The sequence below is a fragment of the Rhizobium sp. 42MFCr.1 genome, assembly GCF_000377185.1.
Classification (GTDB): domain Bacteria; phylum Pseudomonadota; class Alphaproteobacteria; order Rhizobiales; family Rhizobiaceae; genus Rhizobium; species Rhizobium altiplani.
The window spans coordinates 1-23,490 of sequence record NZ_KB897830.1; the positions used below are offsets into that span (position 1 = coordinate 1).

General features: G+C 59.6%; 22 protein-coding genes. 13 read left to right on the plus strand and 9 right to left on the minus strand.

Annotation, left to right across the window (positions count from 1 at the left end; translation table 11 throughout):
• Nucleotides 1-301 precede the first annotated feature (301 nt).
• Both C934_RS0114375 and C934_RS0114380 read right to left on the minus strand, forming a co-directional pair.
• Nucleotides 302-751, minus strand: a complete 450-nt coding sequence (locus tag C934_RS0114375; RefSeq protein WP_018857362.1) for a DNA polymerase III subunit chi — start codon at nucleotides 749-751, stop codon at nucleotides 302-304.
• On the minus strand, nucleotides 748-2,241 hold the full coding sequence (locus C934_RS0114380; RefSeq protein ID WP_018857363.1) for a leucyl aminopeptidase: 1,494 nt from the start codon (nucleotides 2,239-2,241) through the stop codon (nucleotides 748-750). Before C934_RS0114380 ends, C934_RS0114375 begins: the two co-directional genes overlap by 4 nt.
• 226 nt (nucleotides 2,242-2,467) lie before the next feature.
• Between C934_RS0114380 and C934_RS0114385 the strand changes: the two genes are divergently transcribed.
• The 7 genes from C934_RS0114385 to rsmA all read left to right on the plus strand — a co-directional run bounded on the left by C934_RS0114385 (nucleotide 2,468) and on the right by rsmA (nucleotide 10,917).
• Nucleotides 2,468-3,199, plus strand: coding sequence for a phosphatase PAP2 family protein (locus tag C934_RS0114385; protein ID WP_018857364.1), 732 nt, complete (start codon nucleotides 2,468-2,470; stop codon nucleotides 3,197-3,199).
• Between the two features lie 101 nt (nucleotides 3,200-3,300).
• Complete coding sequence (lptF, locus tag C934_RS0114390) at nucleotides 3,301-4,479, plus strand: LPS export ABC transporter permease LptF (protein ID WP_025659817.1); 1,179 nt, start codon at nucleotides 3,301-3,303, stop codon at nucleotides 4,477-4,479.
• Nucleotides 4,476-5,564, plus strand: a complete 1,089-nt coding sequence (gene lptG / locus C934_RS0114395) for an LPS export ABC transporter permease LptG (protein ID WP_018116849.1) — start codon at nucleotides 4,476-4,478, stop codon at nucleotides 5,562-5,564. The genes lptF and lptG overlap by 4 nt, the downstream gene beginning before the upstream one ends.
• Nucleotides 5,564-7,921, plus strand: a complete 2,358-nt coding sequence (locus C934_RS0114400) for an LPS-assembly protein LptD (RefSeq protein WP_018857366.1) — start codon at nucleotides 5,564-5,566, stop codon at nucleotides 7,919-7,921. The genes lptG and C934_RS0114400 overlap by 1 nt, the downstream gene beginning before the upstream one ends.
• A 187-nt stretch (nucleotides 7,922-8,108) precedes the next feature.
• Nucleotides 8,109-9,059 (plus strand): peptidylprolyl isomerase, encoded by a 951-nt coding sequence (locus tag C934_RS0114405; protein ID WP_018857367.1) that lies wholly within the window; start codon nucleotides 8,109-8,111, stop codon nucleotides 9,057-9,059.
• 5 nt (nucleotides 9,060-9,064) lie between these two features.
• Nucleotides 9,065-10,090, plus strand: a complete 1,026-nt coding sequence (gene pdxA, locus C934_RS0114410) for a 4-hydroxythreonine-4-phosphate dehydrogenase PdxA (protein ID WP_018857368.1) — start codon at nucleotides 9,065-9,067, stop codon at nucleotides 10,088-10,090.
• Complete coding sequence (gene rsmA / locus C934_RS0114415; RefSeq protein ID WP_018857369.1) at nucleotides 10,090-10,917, plus strand: 16S rRNA (adenine(1518)-N(6)/adenine(1519)-N(6))-dimethyltransferase RsmA; 828 nt, start codon at nucleotides 10,090-10,092, stop codon at nucleotides 10,915-10,917. The genes pdxA and rsmA overlap by 1 nt, the downstream gene beginning before the upstream one ends.
• Nucleotides 10,918-11,028: 111 nt before the next feature.
• On the opposite strand, the gene gmk is transcribed toward rsmA, so the two are convergent.
• The 7 genes from gmk to fabD all read right to left on the minus strand — a co-directional run bounded on the left by gmk (nucleotide 11,029) and on the right by fabD (nucleotide 17,549).
• Nucleotides 11,029-11,694, minus strand: coding sequence for a guanylate kinase (gene gmk / locus C934_RS0114420; protein ID WP_018116250.1), 666 nt, complete (start codon nucleotides 11,692-11,694; stop codon nucleotides 11,029-11,031).
• A 3-nt stretch (nucleotides 11,695-11,697) separates the two neighbouring features.
• Nucleotides 11,698-12,585, minus strand: coding sequence for a YicC/YloC family endoribonuclease (locus C934_RS0114425; RefSeq protein ID WP_018857370.1), 888 nt, complete (start codon nucleotides 12,583-12,585; stop codon nucleotides 11,698-11,700).
• Nucleotides 12,586-12,600: 15 nt separating this feature from the next.
• Nucleotides 12,601-13,842 (minus strand): endolytic transglycosylase MltG, encoded by a 1,242-nt coding sequence (gene mltG / locus C934_RS0114430; protein WP_442965923.1) that lies wholly within the window; start codon nucleotides 13,840-13,842, stop codon nucleotides 12,601-12,603.
• 111 nt (nucleotides 13,843-13,953) lie between these two features.
• Nucleotides 13,954-15,216, minus strand: a complete 1,263-nt coding sequence (gene fabF, locus C934_RS0114435) for a beta-ketoacyl-ACP synthase II (RefSeq protein ID WP_026371806.1) — start codon at nucleotides 15,214-15,216, stop codon at nucleotides 13,954-13,956.
• Nucleotides 15,217-15,310: 94 nt separating this feature from the next.
• The gene (locus C934_RS0114440) at nucleotides 15,311-15,547 is read right to left on the minus strand and encodes an acyl carrier protein (RefSeq protein WP_003547058.1); all 237 of its coding nucleotides are present in this window, start codon (nucleotides 15,545-15,547) and stop codon (nucleotides 15,311-15,313) included.
• Between the two features lie 289 nt (nucleotides 15,548-15,836).
• Entirely contained in the window at nucleotides 15,837-16,574 is a 738-nt protein-coding gene (fabG, locus tag C934_RS0114445; RefSeq protein WP_018857373.1) for a 3-oxoacyl-[acyl-carrier-protein] reductase, read from the minus strand.
• 30 nt (nucleotides 16,575-16,604) lie between these two features.
• On the minus strand, nucleotides 16,605-17,549 hold the full coding sequence (fabD, locus tag C934_RS0114450; protein ID WP_018857374.1) for an ACP S-malonyltransferase: 945 nt from the start codon (nucleotides 17,547-17,549) through the stop codon (nucleotides 16,605-16,607).
• A gap of 207 nt (nucleotides 17,550-17,756) precedes the next feature.
• Between fabD and C934_RS0114455 the strand changes: the two genes are divergently transcribed.
• From C934_RS0114455 to rplI, 6 genes are all read left to right on the plus strand, one after another.
• A complete protein-coding gene (locus C934_RS0114455; protein ID WP_026371807.1) occupies nucleotides 17,757-18,800 on the plus strand; it encodes an aldo/keto reductase in 1,044 nt (347 codons plus the stop codon).
• Between the two features lie 201 nt (nucleotides 18,801-19,001).
• Complete coding sequence (locus C934_RS0114460; protein ID WP_018857376.1) at nucleotides 19,002-20,777, plus strand: adenylate/guanylate cyclase domain-containing protein; 1,776 nt, start codon at nucleotides 19,002-19,004, stop codon at nucleotides 20,775-20,777.
• 254 nt (nucleotides 20,778-21,031) lie between these two features.
• Complete coding sequence (gene rpsF / locus C934_RS0114465) at nucleotides 21,032-21,490, plus strand: 30S ribosomal protein S6 (protein WP_018857377.1); 459 nt, start codon at nucleotides 21,032-21,034, stop codon at nucleotides 21,488-21,490.
• Between the two features lie 12 nt (nucleotides 21,491-21,502).
• A complete protein-coding gene (rpsR, locus tag C934_RS0114470; protein WP_004680498.1) occupies nucleotides 21,503-21,751 on the plus strand; it encodes a 30S ribosomal protein S18 in 249 nt (82 codons plus the stop codon).
• 154 nt (nucleotides 21,752-21,905) lie between these two features.
• On the plus strand, nucleotides 21,906-22,889 hold the full coding sequence (locus C934_RS0114475; RefSeq protein WP_018857378.1) for a DUF2232 domain-containing protein: 984 nt from the start codon (nucleotides 21,906-21,908) through the stop codon (nucleotides 22,887-22,889).
• 21 nt (nucleotides 22,890-22,910) lie between these two features.
• Complete coding sequence (rplI, locus tag C934_RS0114480; protein WP_018857379.1) at nucleotides 22,911-23,486, plus strand: 50S ribosomal protein L9; 576 nt, start codon at nucleotides 22,911-22,913, stop codon at nucleotides 23,484-23,486.
• Nucleotides 23,487-23,490 lie beyond the last annotated feature (4 nt).

The window sequence follows — 23,490 nt, forward strand, 5'->3', positions numbered from 1 at the left end:
TGTCGAAGGACGATTTCGATATGTCGATGCCGATAAAGCGGCTAGTATAGGTCATGAGGCGATGTCTCCCTTATACGCGAGCGCGAAGCTCTCTCAACGGTTCGACGAAGCCTCGAAATGCGCAAAGGGTTCTGCTTTTTTACGAACGAAAGTTCAGGCCCGCTAGGACCAACCGCTCTGCGCATCGTCACTGCGGTGTTGCAATCACCTCAATGGCAAACGAGGCCGGTGCATCATAACCGATGCACCGGCCTCGCAATGTATAAGCCCGCTTGAAGCGGACCGCTTGAAGCGGGCTTTTTCATGCTTTTTTTTCCCAGCGCCCTTCCGGGGTCTGTTGCCAATAGGTGAGGTTATGTCCCTCGCCTTTCAGCTTCTTCCATTGCGCGCGAGCCCCTTCGAGCTGCGCCTGGTCGTAACCATCGAACATGAAGACGATCCGGCTATAAGGCTCGACCGGCGGCGGCTCAGCGCCATCGACGATAAATCGTACCGTCGCCGCGTTGGAATTCCCTTCGGAAACCGTAAGGAGAACCGGCTGATCTGCCGCCAGGTCCCCCTCATCCGTGCCATGCGGCAGGAAGCTATCTTCGCGAAATGTCCAGAGATGCTGATCGAGCAGGTCGCGTCGCGCAGCGTCTTTCAACTGCACCGCGACCCGCCAGCCGCGCTCGACGCTTTTCTCGAGCAACGGCGGGAGGGCATCCTCCAGCTTGGATTCCGTCAGATGGTAAAACAGAACTTCCGTCATGACTCGTAGTTGGCACGCACCAGCTCATCGAGCAGGCGTACACCGTAACCGGAACCCCAGGACTGATTGATCTCATCCTGCGGCGAGCCCATTGCCGTTCCTGCGATGTCGAGGTGTGCCCAAGGCGTTTCCTGCACGAATCGCTTCAGGAAATGAGCGGCGGTGATCGATCCCGCATGACGGCCGCCGGAGTTCTTCATGTCGGCGAACTTGCTGTCGATCAGCTTGTCGTACTCCTTGCCGAGCGGCATGCGCCACAGCTTTTCGCTGCTTGTCAGGCCGGCAGCGGTCAGCTGCGCGCAGAGCTCATCGTCATTCGAGAACAGACCGGCGTGGACATTGCCGAGCGCAACAAGGATAGCGCCGGTCAATGTTGCCAGATTGATCATGAATTTCGGCTTGAAGCGATCGTTGCAATACCACAACGCGTCACACAGAACGAGCCGGCCTTCAGCATCGGTATTGATGATCTCGATCGTCTGGCCCGACATCGAGGTAACGATGTCGCCGGGACGCTGCGCGTTTCCGTCGGGCATATTTTCGACCAGACCGATGATGCCGACCGCGTTCACGGCTGCCTTGCGGGCAGCGAGGACGTGCATCAAGCCGGTGACAGCGGCAGCACCGCCCATGTCACCCTTCATTTCTTCCATGCCGGCAGCGGGCTTGATCGAAATGCCGCCGGTATCAAAGACCACGCCCTTGCCGATGAAGGCGATCGGGCTCTCGCCGCTCTTGCCGCCCTTCCACTGCATGACCGCCAGACGCGGGGGCCGGACCGAGCCTTGTGCCACGCCCAGCAGGGCGCCCATGCCAAGCTTTTGCATTTCCTTCTCGGTGAGGATTTCCACCTCGACCCCAAGTTTCTGCAACTCGCTTGCCTTGGCGGCAAACTCCACCGGACCCAGAACATTCGGCGGCTCGTTCACAAGATCGCGGGCCAGGTTAACGCCCGCCGCAACGGCTTCCGAGAGCTTGAAGGCTTCTGCCGCCTCTGTCGCTTTGGCGGTAACGATCTTGATCGGCACCTGCCCGTTCCGGCCATTGCCGTCCTCGTCCTTCTTCTTGGTCTTGTAGGTATCGAAGCTATAGGCGCGCAAAAGCATTCCAAGCGCAAAATCCGCCGCTTCCTTCGCTCCGACGCCGGCACCCGGCGCATCGACGAAGATTGCGACCTTTTCGGCCTTCTTGATCTTGGATGCGGCGACGCCGCCAGCCTTCAGCCAATCGTGAGCGGTCAGCTCTTCAGGTTTGCCGAGTCCTACGACGATAAGCCGCTCAGCCGCGGACCTCTCGGGCGCAACGAGATCCAGCACAGTCGTCGCCTTGGCGGAGAAGCCGGCGATCTTTGCGGCTCTCGCGATGACGCCAGCGGGATCCGCAAGCTTGCCCCCGGCGGCAAGATCCGCTCCGCTTGCCTGCAGGAGGACCGCGTAGCCACCGGCGATCTCGGTGGAGCTTGCAAATGAGATATCGAACTTGGCTGACATGTCTTCTCCAGTGGGATTGTCCTAAATCCGCTCTATCCGATCATTTCGGGTTTCACCCCCAAAAACAAGTCTTCGGGATGAGGCCGTGGCGGCCTGACTAACCGCCAACCCGTTAAAGGGATGTCATCTTCGGCGCATATTCCTCCCGCGGAATTGAGTCCACAGGAATTCCGAATTGCTTTCCCTTTTGATGCCTGCAGGGACGAGGACGTCTTGGCGCATACCAATGCCCGACAGCGATCCCGCACGTGTGTTTATAGGTCTTTTCTGTCTGTGGTGGCTGCTGCTTCTGCTGTTCAATGGCTTTCCGCAGATCGATGTCTACGCATCAGCGCATTTCTTTGTGCGCGAGGCATGCAGCACTCCAGCCACATTCGGAAAAAACTGCGGCTACTTTCCCTACCGGCACGAGGCTTATCTCGGGTTCCTGAGAACGCTGTTCTTCCGGCTTCCCTACCTCATCGCCATCGTCCTCTTGTGGAAACTTTTGGAGTGCTACGGGCACTGCGGATCCACTTTCAACCTCGCGCGCGCCCGCTCCTTCAAGATTGCGCTCACGTCGCTGATGATCGGCCCCGTGATCCTCGCCAATCTCATTCTCAAGACATACTGGGGTAGACCGCGACCGTCCCAAACGCTGGATTTTGGTGGCCACCTCGACTTCGTGCAGGCGGGCTCCATGATCGGAAAATGCGTATCGAACTGCTCTTTCATTTCCGGCGAAGCGGCAGGCGCCGGCTGGGTTTTCTGTCTGATTTTCCTGATACCACAGCCGGCGCGCTTCGCGCTTGCCCTCCCCCTCACAGCGATCGCCTTTCTGACACCTGCCATGCGTCTTGCATTTGGCGCGCACTACCTTTCAGACGTCATCCTGGGTTGGCTTTCGTCCGTTGTTGTCTTTGCAGGTCTTCTTGCGCTTACCGATTCGCCACAGGGCAAAAAAAAATCTGAAATTTGAATGAATTTTCGACTCCAGCTTGTCGCAAAAGAGACCCAAACAGCGTAGATGGATTTCGCTGCGTAGCGGCATTGGTTCGCAAATGGCGTTCAAGGGCATTAATGAAACTGCTTGAAACATACATACTCCGGCGCGTTGGCCAGATGTTTCTCGTTGCCCTGTTGCCGGTGCTCGCGATCATTTGGACGACTCAGGTCCTGCAGCGCGTCAATCTCGTAACCGACAGCGGCCAGTCGATGGGATCGTTCGCCAAGCTGGCAACGCTGATTCTACCGTCGATCATTCCGATCGTGCTGCCGTTCGCACTTGTCATCGGTGTGACGCAGACCCTGACGACAATGAACAACGATTCGGAGCTGACCGTCATCGACGCGGCTGGCGCCAAGCGCAGCATTATCCTGCGCCCGATCCTCATCCTCGCCGCCGTCATTAGCATCTTTTCGTTTCTGGTGGACAACGTCGTCGAGCCGAAGGCCAAGACGGGGGTTCGCCAGATGGTGGCCGCTGCCTATGCGGATCTGCTCTCGACCGTGATTGAAGAGAAGAACTTCCGCCGCATCGACACCGGCCTCTACGTACAGATATCCGAGAGATTGGCCGGACGCGTGCTCAAGGGCTTGTTCGTCGTCGATGAGCGCGACCCCGCATTCGAGCTTATCTACTACGCACGTGAAGGCGCCGTTGACGAGAAGGGCACGTCACTCATCATGCATGATGGCGAGGTTCACCGCAAAACGCAAACCGGTGAAGTCTCCGTCATTCGTTTCGATTCCTACTCCTTCGACCTGTCCGATCTGACCCAAAACCGCGGTCAGGCGACTCTTCGCGCATCCGACCGCGAGCTTGCGTTCCTCTTCAATCCGGATCCGAACGACAAGGATTACATCGCCAGACCCGGTAGTTATCGTGCCGAATTGCACCGCCGCATGACGGATTGGGTTCTTCCGATGGTGTTTGCGCTGATTTCGCTCGCGATCGCCGGTGATGCTCGCTCCCACCGCGAAGCACGGTTGCACCCCATGGTCGCGGCGCTCATCTTCGCGTTCGGTATTCGTTGGGCGTCGTTCTACGCCGCCAACCAGATCGACACGGATCCAGAGTATATCGGCGTGCTCTATGCGATTCCCGTGGTCGCCAGCCTTTTGGCAATCGCATCTCTGTCGCACCACAAGCGCCTGTCGGTCGTGTCCGCGATGAGCGACCGAATCTCCGCCTCTTGGCAGAGACTGTCGCGACGCTTTGGTCGGTCGGCAGATCCCTCCGCCGGAGGCAGCGCATGATTCTCGGGACACTCGGCCGTTACTTCTTCCGTCGATACCTGCTGACCACAATGTGGTTCTTTCTCGGCGTGATTGGCATCGTCTACCTCGTTGATTTCAGCGAGACCGCTGGCCGACTCTCCGGTCTTCCCGGCTACACCGTGACCGGCGGGCTCGCGATGACGGCGGTGCGTCTGCCGCTCATCTTGCAGCAGACCGTGCCCTTCATTGCCCTCTTTGTGGGCATGACCGTTCTAATCGGGCTCAACCGAAAATACGAACTGGTCGTGACGCGTGCTGCCGGCATCTCGGTTTGGCAGTTCATGTCTCCCTTCCTCGCAGGCGCTTTTTTGCTCGGCGTCCTGGTCATGACCGTCCTCAACCCGCTGGCAGCCTGGGGGCAACGTCAGGCTGCCGTCATCGAGAGCAACTGGCGTGGAGAAGTCTCAGGGTCGAACGCCGCGCCGCAAGTTCCGTGGATTCGCCAGATCAGCGGCGGGGACGACGTGATCATCGGAGCGAATACGATTCTCGAAAACGGCACGCTGCTTATGAACGCCGTGTTCGTGCATTTCGATTCGTCCGATCACATCATCCTGAGACAGGACGCCGCGTCGGCAAAATTGGAAGATGGTTACTGGCTTCTTAAGAACGTTGTCGAGCGTCGTCCGGGCGAAGTCGCCACACGGCTCGATGAGGTGCGCGTAAGCACCAATTTGAAACAGGATTTCATCCAGCAGAGGCTGACAGCCCCTGAAACTATTGGCTTTTTTGATCTCTCGAGCCGAATTGACGCGGCGAGATCCTTCGGGATTCCGACCAAGGCGCTTGAGACCCAATTTCATTCGTTGTTGTCCCAACCACTGTTGCTTGTCGCAATGACTCTCATTGCTGCAACAGTGTCCCTAAAATTTAGCCGGTTCAACCAGTCGAGGTCGGTGATTCTGGGTGGAATCCTGTCGGGCTTCGTGCTTTATGTGGTCACCGTGCTTGTAAAAGCATTCGGAAGCAGTGGGGTTGTCCCGCCTTTCGTGGCAACGTGGATTCCGGTCATTGTTGCCTTGGCTTTGGGTGCAACAATTCTGCTTCATCAGGAGGATGGCTAGTGGCGGCAGGCGACCGCAAGACTCTTAGTAAACAGTTGGTTGCCCTGCTCCTAGGCGCGGCCCTGTCTACCTATTCGAATGGCTTTCCTGCTGCTTTCGCCCAGGATGCCCTGCAAGGCTTGAGGCCGAACGTGTCCGCCGACCAGAAGCTGATTCTGTCGGCAAACGAACTCGTCTACAACAAGGACGCGCAGATCGTTTCGGCCATCGGCGGTGTACAGATTAACTACGCCGGCTACAGATTGGTGGCGCAACGCGTCGAGTACAATCAGCAGACCCGCCGCCTGATGGCGCTCGGCAACGTGGAGTTGATCGCCCCCGACGGCAACCGCATGTACGGTGACAAGATTGACATCACCGACGATTTTGCCAACGGGTTCGTAAACGCGCTCCGAATTGAGACCCCCGACAATACGCGCCTGGTTGCCGAAACCGGCCAGCGTGTTGGGGGCACGCAAATGATCCTGAACAGGGGCGTCTATACCGCCTGTTTGCCTTGCGCTGAAAGACCGGAACGACCTCCCTTCTGGCAGGTAAAGGCTGAACGCGTCATTCAGGACGGCGTCAAGCATACGATTCGCCTTGAAAAGGCGCGCTTCGAGCTCCTTGGCCACCCGCTCGCCTACGTTCCGTGGATCGAGGTCCCCGACAATACCGTGAAGCGGAAGTCCGGCTTCCTTTTCCCGACCTTTAGCGCATCGCAGAATCTCGGCTTCGGCCTTTCTGTCCCGTACTATTACGTCATTTCGCCGAGCAGCGACGTCACGGTGACCGGCACGGGTTACACCACCCAGGGTTTCCTGGCGGACGCGGAATTCCGCCAGAGATTCGAGAACGGCACGCACACCTTGCGCGTGGCCGGTATCGACCAGCTCAGCCCGGGGACCTTTACGCCCGGCACTAGCGATGCCGAAAATGACTTCCGCGGTGTCGTAGCGTCGAAGGGGGCCTTCCAAATCAACCCGCGATGGGCGTTTGGTTGGGACGTGATGGTTCAGAGTGACAACAACTTCGCTCGCACCTATAACCTGAAGGGTCTGGACGAAAGTACACATACCAACCAAGTTTACCTGACGGGTCTCGGCAAGCGGAATTATTTCGATCTGCGCTCGTTCTATTTCGACGTTCAGAACGCCGATCCGAATGATATCGCCGAGAAGCAGCAGGCAATCGTTTACCCGGTGATGGACTATCACTTCGTGGCGCCGCAGCCGCTCGCCGGAGGTGAACTATCTGCCGATGTCAACTTCACGAACCTGTCGCGCACGCACGACGACTTTTATAGCGTCGCAGGCTTTGATCGGTTCCGCGGCCTTGAGGGCCAGACATCTCGCCTTACGGGCGAACTGGAATGGAAGCGGACCTTTGTCACGCCTCAGGGCTTCTTGATCACTCCGCTGCTTGCAGCCCGCGGCGATGCCTTGGCGTTGAACATGACGCCGCCGCCGACCTCCGGCACCTTTGTCTATGACGGCAATTACGACGACGGTAATGCAGCGACGCGTTCGATGTTTACCGCAGGGTTGGAAATGCGCTACCCGATCCTCGGTACGACCGCGAACAGCACACACCTGTTCGAACCGATTGTTCAGCTTTATGCACGGCCCGACGAACGGCTTGCCGGCTCTCTTCCGAACGAAGATGCGCAGAGCTTCGTGTTCGATGCGACCAATCTTTTCGAGCGTGATAAGTTCTCCGGCTACGACCGTATCGAAGGTGGCACGCGCGCCAATGTCGGCTTCCAGTACACCGGTACGTTTGACAACGGCTACAAGCTGCACGGTATCTTCGGCCAATCCTACCAGCTCGGCGGCCAAAACTCCTTTGACACGGCTGATCTGGTAAACGTCGGCGCCGACTCCGGCCTCGAAACGGACGTCTCCGACTTCGTCGGACTCGGCGGGATCGAAACGCCACAGGGCGTTGCCCTTGCAGCTTCCTATCGGCTTGACGACAAGGACCTGGATTTCCGTCGTGGCGATTTGACGGCCGGTTACCAGACCGACAATTTCCAAGGTCAGATGATCTACACGCATGTCTCAGCGCAGCCGGAATACGGCTTCGCCGAGGACAATGATGAGATCCAGGCCAAGGCTGCTGTTAAGTTCAAGGATTATTGGACGGTATTTGGCGGCGTCGCTTGGGACCTTCAGGACAACACTGTTGTCAGGAAGACAATCGGCCTTACCTATGAAGACGAATGCACCATCTTCACGATCGCATATATCGACAAGCGCGATACCACCGCGGAAACCGCGAGCGACTGGAGTATCGGGGCGAGGTTGACCTTCCGGACGCTGGGCGACATCAATCTCGGCACGCCCATAGATGCCAGCCCAACCATCTACCAGAATTAACTGTCAGTTCTGTAATACGGCGAAAGAAAGGGCCTTTCTTTCGCCGTAAGACTATGCAGGACATTGTCGCCAGTTGAGATCTAAGGCATATGCTGAATTTTCAATTTGCAGCGGTAATGCCCGTGTGTCTCGGGAAGGTATGCGCGCCGCGACGTGAGTGCGCGGCGTCAATGGGAAGGGTCGATAGATGATTGGCGCAAGAAGAACCGTAAGGACGATGATTGCCGGTGCGACTTTCGCGATGCTGGCGGCTTTTGCCTCGCCGCAGACCGGCTCAGCTGTTGCTGCAAGCGAAGTCAGAGTTGTCGTCAACGGAACAGCAATCACCAGCGGTGACATCGCCAAGCGCCAGGCATTCCTGCGCCTGCAGCATCAAAAGGCTGATGCGAAAGCAGCGGAAGAACAGCTGATCGAACAGACGCTGAAGCAGCAGGAAATTTCCCGCGTCCGCATGTCGGTTTCCAAGGACGACGTCAACGCATCGTTCGCGCGGTTCGCGAGCGGCAACAAGTTGACGACGGACCAGATGACGCAAATTCTCGAACGCGCCGGCGTCGGTGTTGATCATTTCAAGGCTTTCATTGCCGTGCAGATGAGCTGGCCGCGCCTTGTCAATGCCCGCTACGGTTCGAGCAATCGCATGTCGAATTCCGACCTTGTTGCCCGCATGATGGAGAACAAGCAGAAGCCGGAAACCACCGAATATATTCTGCAGCAGATGATCTTCGTCGTTCCCGCCAACAAGAAGGGCATCGTCGGCAAACGCAAGAGCGAAGCCGAGGCGTCTCGCGCGAAGTATCCGGGTTGTGACCAGGCAAAGGTCTTCGCAGCAACGATGCTTGACGTGTCAGTCCGTGACCTTGGTCGCGTTCTTGCACCGGAACTTCCGGCCGAATGGAAGCCGCTTGTCGAGCAGGCAAAGGGCAACACGACCGCCACGCGCGTGACCGACAGAGGTGTCGAATACATCGCCATCTGCAGCCAGCGCCAGGTTTCTGATGACCAAGCCGCCGAAATGGTGTTCCGCCAGGAAGACCTTGATAAGGCGAAGGCAGGGAAGAACGCCCCTCCGGAAAATCCGAACGCCCAGAAATATATGGAAGAGCTGCGCAAGAAGGCGCAGATCATGCGTCCCTGAGCAAGATGACACTCTCGTTCTCGCGCCCGCTTGCTCTCAGCCAGGGCGATCCGGCCGGCGTCGGCCCCGATGTCACACTTCTGGCCTGGATGCGGCGCAGGGAGCTGGGTCTGCCTCCGTTCGTGTTCATTGGCGACCCTGATGTGCTGGCATCGCGTGCCAAGCTCCTAGGCTTGACGATCGCCATTCGCGAGACCGATTGCACCAACGCCAATGATGTCTTTGCAGATGCCCTCCCCGTGCTCCCCATTGCCGCAGGTATCGACGTTGTAGCGGGTGAGCCGCATGTGGCGACGGCAAAGAGCACGATCGCCGCGATCGAAAGAGCTGTCTCGCTGACAATGAGTGGCGAAGCCCTCGGCGTCGTCACCAACCCGATCGCCAAGTCCGTTCTCTACGAATCCGGCTTTCCCTTCCCCGGACACACTGAGTTTCTGGCCGATCTCGCCGCGCGTGCGACTGGACAGGCGGGGATGCCGGTGATGATGCTCGCGGGTCCGAAGCTCCGCACCATTCCTGTTACAATTCATATTCCGCTCAAGGATGTGCCTCAGGCACTGACGGCCGATCTCATCATCGAGACTTGCCGGATTGCTGATGCCGATCTCAGGCGTCGCTTCGGGATCGAGCAACCCCGGCTCGCGATAGCCGGTCTCAATCCACACGCCGGAGAAGACGGTGCGATCGGCAAAGAGGATGAAACGGTCATCAAACCGGCCATCCAATTCCTGAGATCCGAGGGAATAAACGCAATCGGTCCGCTGCCTGCCGATACGATGTTCCACGACGACGCCAGAGCGCGTTACGACGTTGCGATCTGCATGTATCACGACCAGGCCCTGATACCGGCCAAGGCACTTGGCTTCGACGACGCTGTCAACGTCACGCTGGGATTGCCCTTTGTGCGCACCTCGCCCGATCACGGCACCGCCTTCGGGATCGCCGGCAAGGGCCTTGCGCGTGAAAACAGTCTCGTCGCGGCGCTGAAGCTCGCCGGTCACCTCGGACGCACCACAGAAGGGCATCGTTGATGGCTGCCTTGGATGGGCTGCCGCCCCTTCGCGATGTCATTCAGCGCCATGGCCTCGATGCGCGCAAGGCGCTCGGCCAGAACTTCTTGCTCGATCTCAACCTGACGCAGAAGGTTGCTCGCACAGCCGGCTCCTTGGAAGGAGCCACGGTTTTTGAGGTCGGTCCGGGTCCCGGCGGCCTGACGCGCGCCATTCTGGCATTGGGTGCAAAGAAGGTGATCGCCGTCGAGCGTGATTCTCGCTGTTTACCCGCGCTTTCGGAAATCGCGGATCACTATCCGGGGAGGCTCGAGGTCATCGAAGGCGATGCGCTGAAGACGGACTTCGAAGCTCTGACGCCCGAGGGACCGGTGAAGATCATTGCCAACCTGCCCTACAATGTCGGCACGCAGCTGCTGGTCAATTGGATCCTGCCGAAGCAGTGGCCTCCTTTCTGGGACTCGCTGACGCTGATGTTTCAGAAGGAAGTGGGAGAGCGCGTCGTTGCGGCCGAAGACGACGACCACTATGGACGTCTTGGCGTGCTTTGCGGATGGCGTACGAACGCACGGATGGCGTTTGACATTCCGCCGCAAGCTTTCACGCCGCCGCCGAAAGTAACGTCGACTGTCGTTCATCTGACCCCAAAGCAAAGCCCGATCCCCTGCTCGGTCGCCGATCTGGAGAAGGTCACGCATGCCGCCTTCGGCCAGCGACGCAAGATGCTGCGGCAGAGCCTAAAGCCGCTGGGGGGCGAAGTCTTGTTGAAGAAGGCGGATATCGACCCGCAACGACGGGCCGAAACGCTTTCAGTCGAAGAGTTTGTTCGACTGGCGAATTGCCTCTAGCCAGCGTTCGCTTAGGGCACGCCGACTTTCCAGGATAGTGAATCGCGTGACAGCATATCGGCCCGGTCAGTTGATCTAGCCGCAAGCACCATTGCATCGACCGTGCAGGTCCTAAAGGTTCGGCTCTTCAGTCAGCAGCCCGTTGACGAAATCGAACAAGCCGTAACGCCGGTCGCGGCGGACGCGTTCGGCATTGACGATGCAGCTCACATTGCGAAAAGCCTCATCGAGATCGTCGTTGACGATGACATAGTCGTATTCGCGCCAGCGTTCGATCTCCGCGCGCGAATTCAAAAGCCGCGTACGAATGACCTCTTCCGAATCCTCGGCCCGGCGATGCAAGCGAGACTGCAGTTCGGTCATGGTGGGCGGCAGCACGAAGATCGAAACGATATCGGCCTTCATCTTGTCCTGAAGCTGCAAGGCACCCTGCCAGTCGATATCGAACAGCATGTCGCGACCTTCGGCCATGGCCGATTCCACGGGCTCGCGCGGCGTGCCGTAAAAGTTGCCGTGAACCTCCGCCCATTCGAGCAGATCGCCTGAGTCGCGCATCCTCTCGAACTGCGGTACAGTGATAAAGTGATAATGCTTGCCGGCAATCTCGCTCGGCCGCTTGGCCCTGGTCGTAACGCTGACAGAGATTTCGAGGCTGTGGTCGTCTCGGAGAAGGTTGCCAGCAATTGTCGACTTGCCTGCGCCCGAGGGCGAGGACAGGACAAGCATCAGCCCGCGCCGGGCGATTTTGGTGGGTGTGCTCGACTGGGCCGGGCTCATGTATCACTCCAGATTCTGGACCTGCTCGCGGAACTGGTCGATGACGACTTTCAGTTCGATGCCGGCGGCGGTGATTGCCGCGGCATTCGACTTCGAGCAGATAGTATTCGATTCTCGGTTAAATTCCTGTGCAAGGAAATCCAGCTTACGCCCGACCGGGCCGCCCTTGCCGAGCAGGTCGCGAGCGGCAACCACATGCGCTTTCAGGCGATCGATCTCTTCACGGAGATCCGCCTTGGTGGCGAGCAGAGCAGCTTCCGCATGCAGCCGGTCGCGATCCAGCTTTCCCGATCCATCCATCAGCAATGCGACCTGCGCGGCCAATCTCGTCGAGATCTCCTGCGGAGAGCGGGAGGGGTCACGCTCGATCACCTCTGTCAATCCCTCGATGGTGGCCACATGGTCGAGAAGTACGCGCAACAGAGCGGCACCTTCCGTCTCGCGCATGTGCCGTAGGTCGGCGAGAGCTGCGATCAGGCCTTCCACAATATCGGAATCGCGGGCGGCGATCGCTTCATCACCGTCCTCGCTCTCGCGGAATTCGATGATACCCCGGATGGCGAGCAATGTATCCAGCTGCAACGGCGCGGGATCGATGATGCCGCCAAGCTGATCGCGCAAGGCGAGCACAGCGGAAAGCGCTTCCTGATTGAGGACGGTTTCAATGCGGCTTTCACCGGCAGAGACGGAAAGCGACGCCTGCATATTGCCTCGGCTGAAGCGCTCGCCGGCAAGGCGACGCACGTCGCTCTCCATACGCTCCAGCCCCGGCGGGAAGCGCAAGCGCAGGTCAAGGCCCTTGCCGTTGACCGAACGCAACTCCCAAGCCCAACGCCAACGGCCGCTCGTGCCTTCTCGCCGCGCAAAACCGGTCATGGACTGCAAAGCCATGCGAGCCTCCAAAAATCAGTTCGTCTTCTTTTTCTTTTGGGCAGCAGGCGCGGCAGGTGTGTCCGGCTGCGTCTGGCTCTCGGGCTGTCCGTCGACCGCAATATTGGGATCGGCTCCCTTGGCGGCTTCCAGTTGGCGCCAGCGCTTGACGTTCGCGTTATGCTCCTCAAGAGTGGCTGCAAAAACGTGCCCGCCGGAGCCATCGGCGACGAAATACAGATCCTGCGTCTTCCACGGATTGGCGACAGCCTCCAGCGCATCACGGCCCGGATTGGCGATCGGCGTCGGGGGAAGCCCCTTGATCACGTAGGTGTTGTAGGGCGTTTCCTTCTTCAGGTCCGACTGATAGATCGGGCGATCCGTCGGCTTTCCGTCGCCGCCGAACAACCCGTAGATGATTGTCGGATCTGATTGAAGGCGCATCCCCTTGCCCAGCCGGTTAAGGAAGACGGAAGCCACGTGGGCACGCTCATCGGGAACGCCAGTCTCCTTCTCGACGATCGAGGCGAGGACGACCAGTTCGTCCTTTGACTTGAGTTGCAGCGACGGGTCGCGCTTGTCCCAAACCTGCTCGACCAGCTTCTGCTGGGCCGCAGCCATCTGCTCGATGATTTCGACCCGCTTCGTGCCGCGCGAGAACTTGTAGGTATCCGGGCGGAGGCTTCCCTCTGCGGGGACGACAGCCGGGAGATCGCCTTCCAGCACGGCATCCTCGTTCAGGCGATTGAACATCTGGCGGACGGTGAGGCCCTCGGGGAAGGCGACGGAATACAGGATCGACTTCCCGGATTTCAGCAGTTCCATGATGTCGTTCATGGAAGCATGTGCCTTGATTTCGTACTCACCCGCCTTGAGGCTCTCGCCATCATCAAGGTGGGTTGCCGTGAGGTAGCGGAAGATACGGGCATCCGAGACGATGTTGTTTCGTTCAAGGCTCGCGGCAATTTCAGCAACGCCGGCACCATTTCGCACGATGAAGTTCGTATTCGTCTCCAGCGGACCAGGATCTTGGTAGGCCGAGATCGCGTAGTAGAAGAGGAAGACAGCGGCTGCGCAGCCGAGGACGACCAGCGTCATCAGGAAGTTCAGGAAAATGATAACCTGGCTGCGCGCTTTCTTCGAGCGCTTCGGCGGCTCGGGCACGCGTTCCGGCCGCAGCGCCTCGCTTGGCGACTTGGGAATGATCGGCCCACTCTGCGTCTGCTGGCTCTCCTCGCCGATCGTCCCGTTGTTTTGGTTCGTATCGTTCACCGGCAATCCTCTAAACTTGGCCTCAAGTCCCGCTTCTTGCTAAGCAATGCGGCAAAATGCAGGTGGGGCCACGCCGCGCAAGGTGCAGCCCCACCGCCAGAACGTCAACGCCTGAACTCAGGCGACGTAGCGGCGCAGCACCAGCGAGGCATTCGTGCCGCCGAATCCGAAGGAATTCGACAGGGCGACGTTGATTTCCCGCTGCCTGGCCTTGTGCGGGACGAGGTCGATCGCGGTCTCGCGCTCAGGATTGTCGAGGTTGAGCGTCGGAGGCGCGACATTGTCCCGGATTGCAAGCGTTGCGAAGATGGCCTCGATCGCGCCGGCAGCACCGAGCAGATGACCGGTCGCGGACTTCGTCGACGACATCGAGATCTTGGAGGCTGCATTACCAACCAGACGCTCCACCGCGCCGAGCTCGATCGTGTCGGCCATCGTCGACGTGCCATGCGCGTTGATGTAGTCGATATCGGCAGCGGTCAAGCCGGCTCGCTTCAACGCCATCGTCATGCAGCGCTGCGCGCCTTCACCGTCCTCGGACGGAGCCGTGATGTGATAGGCATCGCCCGAGAGGCCATAGCCGACCACTTCGGCATAGATCTTGGCGCCGCGCGCCTTGGCATGTTCCAGCTCTTCGAGAACGACGATACCGGCCCCCTCACCCATGACGAACCCATCACGGTCCTTGTCATAGGGGCGCGACGCTTTGGTCGGATCGTCGTTGTGCTGGGTGGAGAGCGCCTTGCAGGCGGCAAAGCCGGCGAGCGAGATGCGGCTGACCGGGGACTCGGTGCCGCCAGCAACCATGACGTCCGCATCGCCGAACGCGATGAGACGGGCAGCGTCACCGATCGCGTGAGCGCCAGTCGAGCATGCCGTGACCACCGAGTGGTTCGGCCCGCGCAGCTTGTGGCGGATCGACACCTGTCCGGATACGAGGTTGATCAGACGGCCAGGAATGAAGAAGGGCGAAATGCGGCGCGGGCCTTTGTCGCGCAGCGTATAGCCTGCTTCGACAATGCCCTCGATGCCGCCAATGCCGGAGCCGATCAAGACGCCGGTCGCAACCTGGTCCTCATCGCTCTCGGGGTGCCAGTTCGCATCTTTAAGCGCCATATCAGCGGCGGCCATGCCGTAGATGATAAACGGATCAACCTTGCGCTGTTCCTTAGGCTCCATCCAGTCGTCGGCGTTGAAGGTGCCGTTGCTGCCGTCACCAACCGGAATGCGGCAGGCAATCTTTGCGGGCAGATCGTCGACTTCGAATTCAGTGACAAGGCGGGCGCCGTTCTGACCCGCAAGCAAGCGGGACCACGTCACTTCTGTTCCGCATCCCAAGGGTGATACCATGCCGGTACCTGTTATGACGACCCGTCTCATCGACTGCATTCCCCCGCCTTTTATGTTCTTGGAGAACCATGCCAGAAATAAAAAGGGCGGACTCCGGGTCCGCCCTTTTCTCAATCGCTCAGGATTAAGCCTGAGCCTTTTCGATAAACTTCACGGCATCGCCGACCGTCAGGATCGAGTCTGCAGCGTCGTCCGGAATCTCAACGCCGAATTCTTCTTCGAACGCCATGACCAGTTCGACGGTGTCGAGCGAGTCAGCGCCCAGATCGTCGATAAAGCTGGCGCTTTCAACAACCTTGTCGGCGTCGACGCCAAGATGATCAATAACAATTTTCTTTACGCGTTCTGCGATATCGCTCATGTCGGTTTCCTCGACCTTATATCCTGATCAGAATGCCTTGTGACATCCCTACCCTGTTTCAGCCTGCGGCGCCGTTAAGCCACCCTCGGCAAACTCTTTGAACCCGGCTACCAGAAATGTCCCAGGCTTGCACAAAAGCCCGCCGGTCCGTCTGCTTTCTCGGGAGACTGTTCACAGTCATGGCCCGCTTAACACGGTTTAAGTCTGCCGCAAAGCCAGAAAATCAACCCCATCGGGTTGCTCAACACGCTATTGCGGCGAAAACTGCCTCGAAACGCAGTTTCCCGTTTCAGATCATGGCCATGCCGCCGTTTACGTGCAGCGTCTGGCCTGTCATATAAGCAGCTTCCGACGAGGCGAGATAGGCAACCGCAGAGGCGACTTCCGCGCCGGTGCCCATGCGTTTCATCGGGATCGCTCCCATGATCGCTTCCTTCTGCTTGTCGTTCAGCTTGCCGGTCATGGCGGACTCGATGAAGCCAGGCGCCACGCAGTTGACCGTGACGTTGCGGGTTGCGATCTCCTGAGCCAGTGACTTCGTGAAGCCGATCATGCCCGCCTTGGAGGCGCAGTAATTGGCCTGGCCCGGATTGCCGGTCACGCCTACGACCGACGTGATGTTGATGATACGGCCATAGCGGCGGCGCATCATCGGATGGGTCATCTCGCGCGTCAGGCGGAACATCGCCGTCAGGTTCACTTCGATGACGCTATCCCAGTCCTCGTCGCTCATGCGCACAAACAGGCCGTCCTTGGTGATGCCGGCGTTGTTGACGAGGATGTCCACACCTTCGAGATCGGCTTCCGCCTTGACGCCGAGCGCCTTGACTTCATCGCGGTCTGCGAGGTTGGCCGGGAAGATCTTGACACGATCGCCGAGATCGTTGGCCAGCGCCTCAAGCTTCTCGACGCGGGTGCCATGAAGGCCGACGATTGCGCCCTGCTTATGCAAGATACGGGCGATTTCTTCGCCGATGCCGCCGGATGCGCCGGTAACCAGAGCCTTGCGGCCGGAAAGATCGAGCATGGGTAGTGTTCCTTGTAATCGTGAAATCTATCAGGCCATCAGGGCGGCAACGGCCGCGTCGATATCAGCAGGCGTGTTGACGGCGATGCCGTTCACCGTCTTGTCGATGCGGCGTGCAAGGCCGGTCAGGACCTTGCCGGAGCCGACCTCGTAAAGCGTCGTCGCGCCATTGGCCGCGAACCACTCGACAGTCTCGCGCCAGCGGACCTGGCCCGTCACCTGCTCCACGAGCAGCTTTGCAATCTCGTCGGCGTCGGTCACCGGCGCAGCGCGCACGTTGGCGATAAGAGGCACGACCGGGTTGGACTTCCTCACGCCGGCCAGCGCTTCGCGCATCGCTTCTGCAGCTGGGGCCATCAGCGAAGAATGGAAGGGAGCGGAGACCGGAAGCAGGATCGCGCGCTTGGCGCCCTTCTCGGTCGCAATCGCAGCGCCCTTTTCGACGGCCGCCTTCTCGCCTGATATGACGATCTGACCGCCGCCGTTGTCGTTGGCGATCTGGCAGGAGCCGACGGCCGAGGCTTCCTCGCAGACGGCGGCGACATCGGCATGTTCAAGGCCAATAATGGCCGCCATCGCGCCGACGCCGACCGGTACGGCGGCCTGCATGGCGTTGCCGCGGATGCGGAGCAACCGTGCAGTGTCGGCCAGCGAGAAGGTTCCTGCGGCGCAGAGCGCTGAGTATTCGCCTAGCGAATGACCGGCGACATAGGAGACCTTTGCCTTTAGGTCGACGCCGTTGGTTTCGAGGACCCGGATAACCGCCATCGACACCGCCATCAAGGCCGGCTGCGCATTGGCCGTCAGGGTCAGCGTATCTTCCGGCCCATTGAACATCGTCTCGGACAGCTTCTCGCCCAGCGCTTCGTCGACTTCTTGGAAGACGGCGCGTGCCTCGGCGAAGTTTTCAGCGAGATCCTTGCCCATGCCGACAGCCTGGCTGCCCTGCCCCGGAAATGTGAAAGCGATGGTCATCCTATGTCCTTTATAATTGGACCTCTGGTTATTTCGCCTCCAATTGACATTCTTTCCTGCAGAGTCAAGTGCCGGAGCCCCGCGCTCCAAGGCTTTTGCAGCTGCGAGAACGCAGCGTTTTGGCCCCTTGCGCTTACTCAATTACAGTCTAGATTTGCGCCGCCCCTCCAGACCATTTCTTTTTCAGATCACTTTCAAGGCTTTCAGATGAAATACAGGAAACTTGGCCGCACGGATATTTCCGTGTCCGAAATCTGCCTCGGCACCATGACGTGGGGCACGCAAAACACCGAGATCGAAGCGCACGAGCAGATGGACCATTCCGTCGAGGAGGGCGTCAACTTCTTCGACACGGCCGAGCTCTATCCGACTACGCCCGTTTCGGCGGAAACGCAGGGGCTGACCGAAGACTACATCGGCAGCTGGTTCCAGAAGACGGGCAAGCGCAAGGATATCGTGCTCGCGACGAAGGTCGCGGGCCCCGGCCGTTCCTACATCCGCAACGGCGACGGTGCCGACGCAAAGAATATTCGCCTGGCGATCGAGGCAAGCCTGAAGCGCCTGCGGACCGACTATGTCGACCTCTACCAGATTCATTGGCCGAGCCGCGGACATTTCCATTTCCGTCAGGCTTGGCACTACGATCCCTTCAAGCAGGACCACGCCAAGGCCGTCGCCAATATCACGGAGATATTGGAAACGATGGGTGCTCTTGTGAGCGAAGGCAAGGTTCGCGCCTTCGGCCTTTCCAACGAAACCACCTGGGGCACCCAGAAGTATCTGACGCTCGCCGAACAGCTCGGCCTGCCGCGCGTTGCCACGATCCAGAACGAATATAATCTGCTCTACCGCCACCACGACCTCGATCTGGCGGAGCTGTCGCATCACGAGGATGTCGGCCTGCTCGCCTATTCCCCCCTCGCCGGCGGCATCCTGAGCGGCAAGTATATCGACGGCGCCAAGCCGGAAGGCTCGCGCGGGGCGATCAATGGCGATCTCGGCGGTCGGCTGCAGCCTTTGCAGGAAGCACCGACGAAGGCTTATCTCGACATCGCTGCACGGCATGGGCTCGATCCTGCTGCGATGGCGCTCGCCTTCTGCCTGCATCGCCGCTTCATGGCTTCGGTGATTATCGGCGCGACGACGATGAAACAGCTCGAGACAGACCTGAGCTCCGTCAATCTCAAGCTGTCGCACGACCTTCTCGTGGAAATCGAGGCGGTTCATCGCCAGTACCCGATGCCGATCTAAGGCAACCGGACGATGCGTCACGATCTGGCCGTCGACGGCCAGATCACTGCCCTGAAACCATTGCATCGGGGCCCGCCCCACGCAAGTCGCCACAACGACAAGTTTCGAGAACTTTGCCCGCGCGGCAATTTCCGCTTCTCCGTCCTGCGCAATTCAGCTACGTTTGTAGGGCTCTGTGTAGGGCCGCGGGGAGCTCATTCCGTGGAACGGAAGCTCGCAGTAATCCTTGCCGGCGACGTGGCCGGTTACAGCAGCCTTGTTGCAGCCAACGAGGAGGATGCGCTTGCGACCCTGAGCGTCTACAGCACCACGATTGGTGACCTCGTTTGCGAGCATGGCGGGCGGATTTTCGGCAGCTCCGGAGACAGCGTGGTGGCGGAATTCCATAGCGCAGTGCAAGGCGTTCGCGCAGCGGTCGCCATCCAGCGCGCGCTCAATCGCCGAAACGCCGACTTGCCTGTGGATCGCCGAATGGAGTTTCGCCTCGGGCTCAATCTCGGGGACGTCGTGGTTTCCGGCGATAACCTGCTCGGCGACGGGGTGAATGTCGCCGCCCGCCTTCAGGAGGTGGCGCTACCTTCGGGTATCTGCATCTCTGGCGCCTTGCGCGAGCAGATCGAAGGGAAGCTGGACTTCCCTCTCGTGCCGATGGGCGATCGTACGCTGAAGAACATTCCGCGCCCGGTGCCTGTGCATAAGGTCGACTGGACCGGCGAGGACCCCGTGGAGGGCGGCGCGCTCGGGGGGCCGCTCCGACTGCCTGACAAACCCTCGATTGCGGTATTGCCCTTCGTCAACATGTCCGATGACCCAGAGCAGGAGTTCTTCGCCGATGGCTTGACCGAAGACATCATCACCGCGCTTTCGCTCTACCGCTGGTTTTTCGTCATCGCCCAGAATTCTTCCTTCGCCTATAAGGGGCGGGCCGTCGACGTGAAGCAGATTGGACGCGATCTCGGTGTCCGCTATCTCGTGGAGGGTAGTGTGCGCAGGTCCGGGACGCGGGTCCGCGTCACGGGGCAGCTGATCGAAGCGGAGAGCGGCGTTCACCTCTGGGCACAGCGCTACGACCGCGAAATCGCCGACATCTTCGCCATCCAGGACGAGCTCACCCAAAATGTCGTCGGCGCCATCGAGCCGGAAATCCTGATAGGCGAAAGCCGCCGGGCACTGCTTAGAACGACGGACAATCTTGATGCCTATGAAAGCCATATGCGCGGCACATGGCTCCACAATGCCCAGGATACCGCCGAACACTTCATCGAATCCATAGCCTGGCATCGCCGAGCCATCGAGCTCGACCCCGAATTCGCACGCGCTCACATGATGCTGGCTCGCTCGCTCTACGCGCGCTGTTTCCACGGCTTCAGCAGCGATGTCGACAGGGACAGCACGGAACTTCGGGCGGAGGCAGAGCGCGCAGTGGCGCTCGATCCGCGCGATCCCTATTCCCACTACGCCATGTGTCTTGGCCATTTCGTCGCTCACAACGCCCCGGCCGCAGTAGAAGAGGCACAGCAGGCGATCGATCTCAATCCCAATTTCGCGCTGGCGCATATGGGACTTGGGTGGGCCAGAATCTTCACTGGCCACTTTGCGGCAGCTTGCGATCCACTCCATATGGCCCTGCGGCTCAGCCCGCATGATCCCCTGGCCTACCTCATCCTCGACCGGCTGGCGCTGTCGAACTACCATCTCGGCAACTACGAGGAAGCGATCCACTATTCCGAGCGCGGCCTTTCCCTGCGACGCGCCTATTTCAACCGCGTCGTTCTTCTTGCAAGCCTGGGGCAATTGCAGCGGCGCGAGGAGGCACAGCGCCTGATCCCGGAAATTCTCGCGAATGTCCCCGCCGACCTGGAGCATTACTGGAAGATCCTGACGCCCTACGTCGACCCCGGTCACTACGACCATTTCGTCGACGGGCTGCGCAAGGCCGGGCTACCGTCGTTGAACTCGCAACGAGAACATTGCTGACTGTCCCTTGCGTTTCCGCCAAAAATCCGTATAAGCGCCCTGTTCGCAAACCCGGTCTTCTGGCTGGTGGCTGAACGGAGGGCCGGTTTTCCTACGGGAAATCGTTCGGAACGGAAGCGTTCCAGCCTCCCGTGTCTCCGCTCTCGACCGTCTCGGAAACGCTTTTCTTGCCTGGGTCCGCCCATTCAGGAGCAGTCGTTGAGGCTTAGCCGCCGAATATCGGGTTGAATAAACGCAAGAAAGGCAAAGCTGTCATGGCTCTTTATGAACATGTATTCCTTGCCCGACAGGATATTTCCGCTCAGCAGGTTGATGCCCTCGTAGAACAGTACAAGGGTGTTATCGAAGCTAACGGCGGTAAGGTCGGGCGCGTAGAAAACTGGGGCCTCAAGTCCCTCACCTACCGTATCAAGAAGAACCGCAAGGCTCACTACGTTCTCGTCGACATCGACGCCCCGGCTGCTGCCGTGCAGGAAATGGAACGTCAGATGCGCATCAGCGAAGACGTCCTGCGCTACATGACGATCGCTGTTGAAAAGCACGAAGAAGGCCCGTCTGCCATGATGCAGAAGCGCGACCGCGACGACCGCGGCCCGCGTGAAGGCGGCGACCGTGGCCCGCGCCGCGAGTTCGGCGACCGTCCGCCGCGCCGGGATGGCGACTTCCAGCGTGGTCCGCGTCCGGACCGTGCTCCCCGCGAAGACCGTGCATAAGGAGATCTAAGAATGTCTGAAGCTTCCTCCGCTCCGGTTCGTCGCCCGTTCCACCGTCGTCGCAAGACTTGCCCGTTCTCCGGCGCAAACGCTCCGCGCATCGACTACAAGGACGTTCGTCTCCTGCAGCGCTACATTTCCGAGCGCGGCAAGATCGTTCCTTCCCGTATCACGGCTGTTTCCCAGAAGAAGCAGCGCGAACTCGCCCAGGCGATCAAGCGCGCTCGTTTCCTCGGCCTGCTGCCGTACGTCGTCGCTTAATCAGCCGACGAGACCAAATCGAGGGAAGGCAGCAGTGCCTTCCCTTCTCCCTTTCGCGATGGGCGCGGATCGGAACTCTTAAAACCCATGTTGAGGCTTTTCTGAAGCTGTTCAGAAGAACCCTCTAACTGCTCGATGAAGCAGGACAGCGACCGTGAACCGACTGAACACAAAAACGCTAAGCATTGGCGCACTCGCCGGAGTGACCGCAGCACTTCTGGTGCTCGGCGCGAGCCTGCAGCCGTCGTTCAGCGCGGTCCTCTACGCTGCTTCGGCACTTCCCATTCTTCTCGTCGGCCTCGGCTGGGGCAACATGGCGGCAATCTCTGCCGTCGTCGCAGCCGCTGTAGTCGGCGCGATCGCCATCTCGCCGTCCTTCGCGCTGATGATGACGCTGGTCACGCTGCTTCCGGCCGGGTGGCTCAGCCACCTTGCGAATCTTGCCCGTCCCGCCTCGGAGCTTGGCGGGCCTGAGCATCTGATGGCCTGGTATCCGCTTTCGGATATCCTGCTGCATCTCTGCGGCCTCGTCACCATCGCGGTGATCGTCGTTGGCGTGATGATCGGTTACGGTCCTGAGCTCATCGACCGGCTGGTCGATGTCCTGTTCGGCTCGCTTGCGCAGCAGCAGCCAGAGTTTTCGCCCGATCCGGCAGTGACGGCACAAACCAAATCGCTGGTCCTGCTCATGCTGCCTGCCATCCAGGGTGGCATGTGGGTGGTCATGCTGTTTTCCGCCTACCACATCGCAACCCGGATCGTCAGTGCATCCGGCCGTGGTCTGCGTCCGCGTGAGGACATTCCTTCGGCACTGCGCATGAACCGCAATTCAATCTTCGTTTTTCTCGTTGGGCTTGCCGCCACGTTCTTCGGCGGCATACCGGCGATGATCGGAGCAACCGTCGTCGGCACCTTCGGCGCCGGCTTCCTGCTTTCCGGCTTCGCCGCGCTGCACTTCCGCACGCGCGGCAAGGATTGGCGCCTGCCGGCACTCATCCTCTGCTACCTGGCATCGCTCGTCCTGATGGTGCCAGCCTTTTTCATCCTCGTGGTGGGACTGAGCGATACCCGCAAGGCGATCGCACTGACCCCGAACAAGGATGTCGATGCCCCCAAACAGACAGACACGAAAATCTAAAGACACGAAAGGAACACCAACATGGAAGTCATTCTTCTTGAACGCATCTCCAAGCTCGGCCAGATGGGCGAAACCGTAAAGGTTCGCGACGGCTTCGCTCGTAACTACCTCCTGCCGCTCGGCAAGGCTCTTCGCGCCAACGAAGCCAACAAGAAGCGTTTCGAATCCGAGCGTGCAACGCTCGAAGCTCGTAACCTCGAGCGCAAGTCGGAAGCACAGAAGGTTGCTGACGTTCTCGACGGCAAGTCCTTCATCGTCGTTCGCTCGGCTGGCGAAACCGGCCAGCTGTACGGCTCGGTTGCTGCTCGCGACGTCGTTGAAATCCTCGCTGCCGAAGGCTTCAACGTCGGCCGCAACCAGGTTCACCTGAACACCCCGATCAAGTCGATCGGCCTGCACAAGGTTGAACTGCAGCTCCACGCTGAAGTCGAAATTCACGTCGAGCTCAACGTTGCGCGTTCGGCTGAAGAAGCTGGCCGTCAGGCGAAGGGCGAAACCCTCACCTCCGTCGATGCCATCTACGGCGTTGACGAAGACGCCCTGCGTCCGGAAGACTTCTTCGATCCGGAAGCCGACCTCGAAGGCGACGAAGCTTAATCTT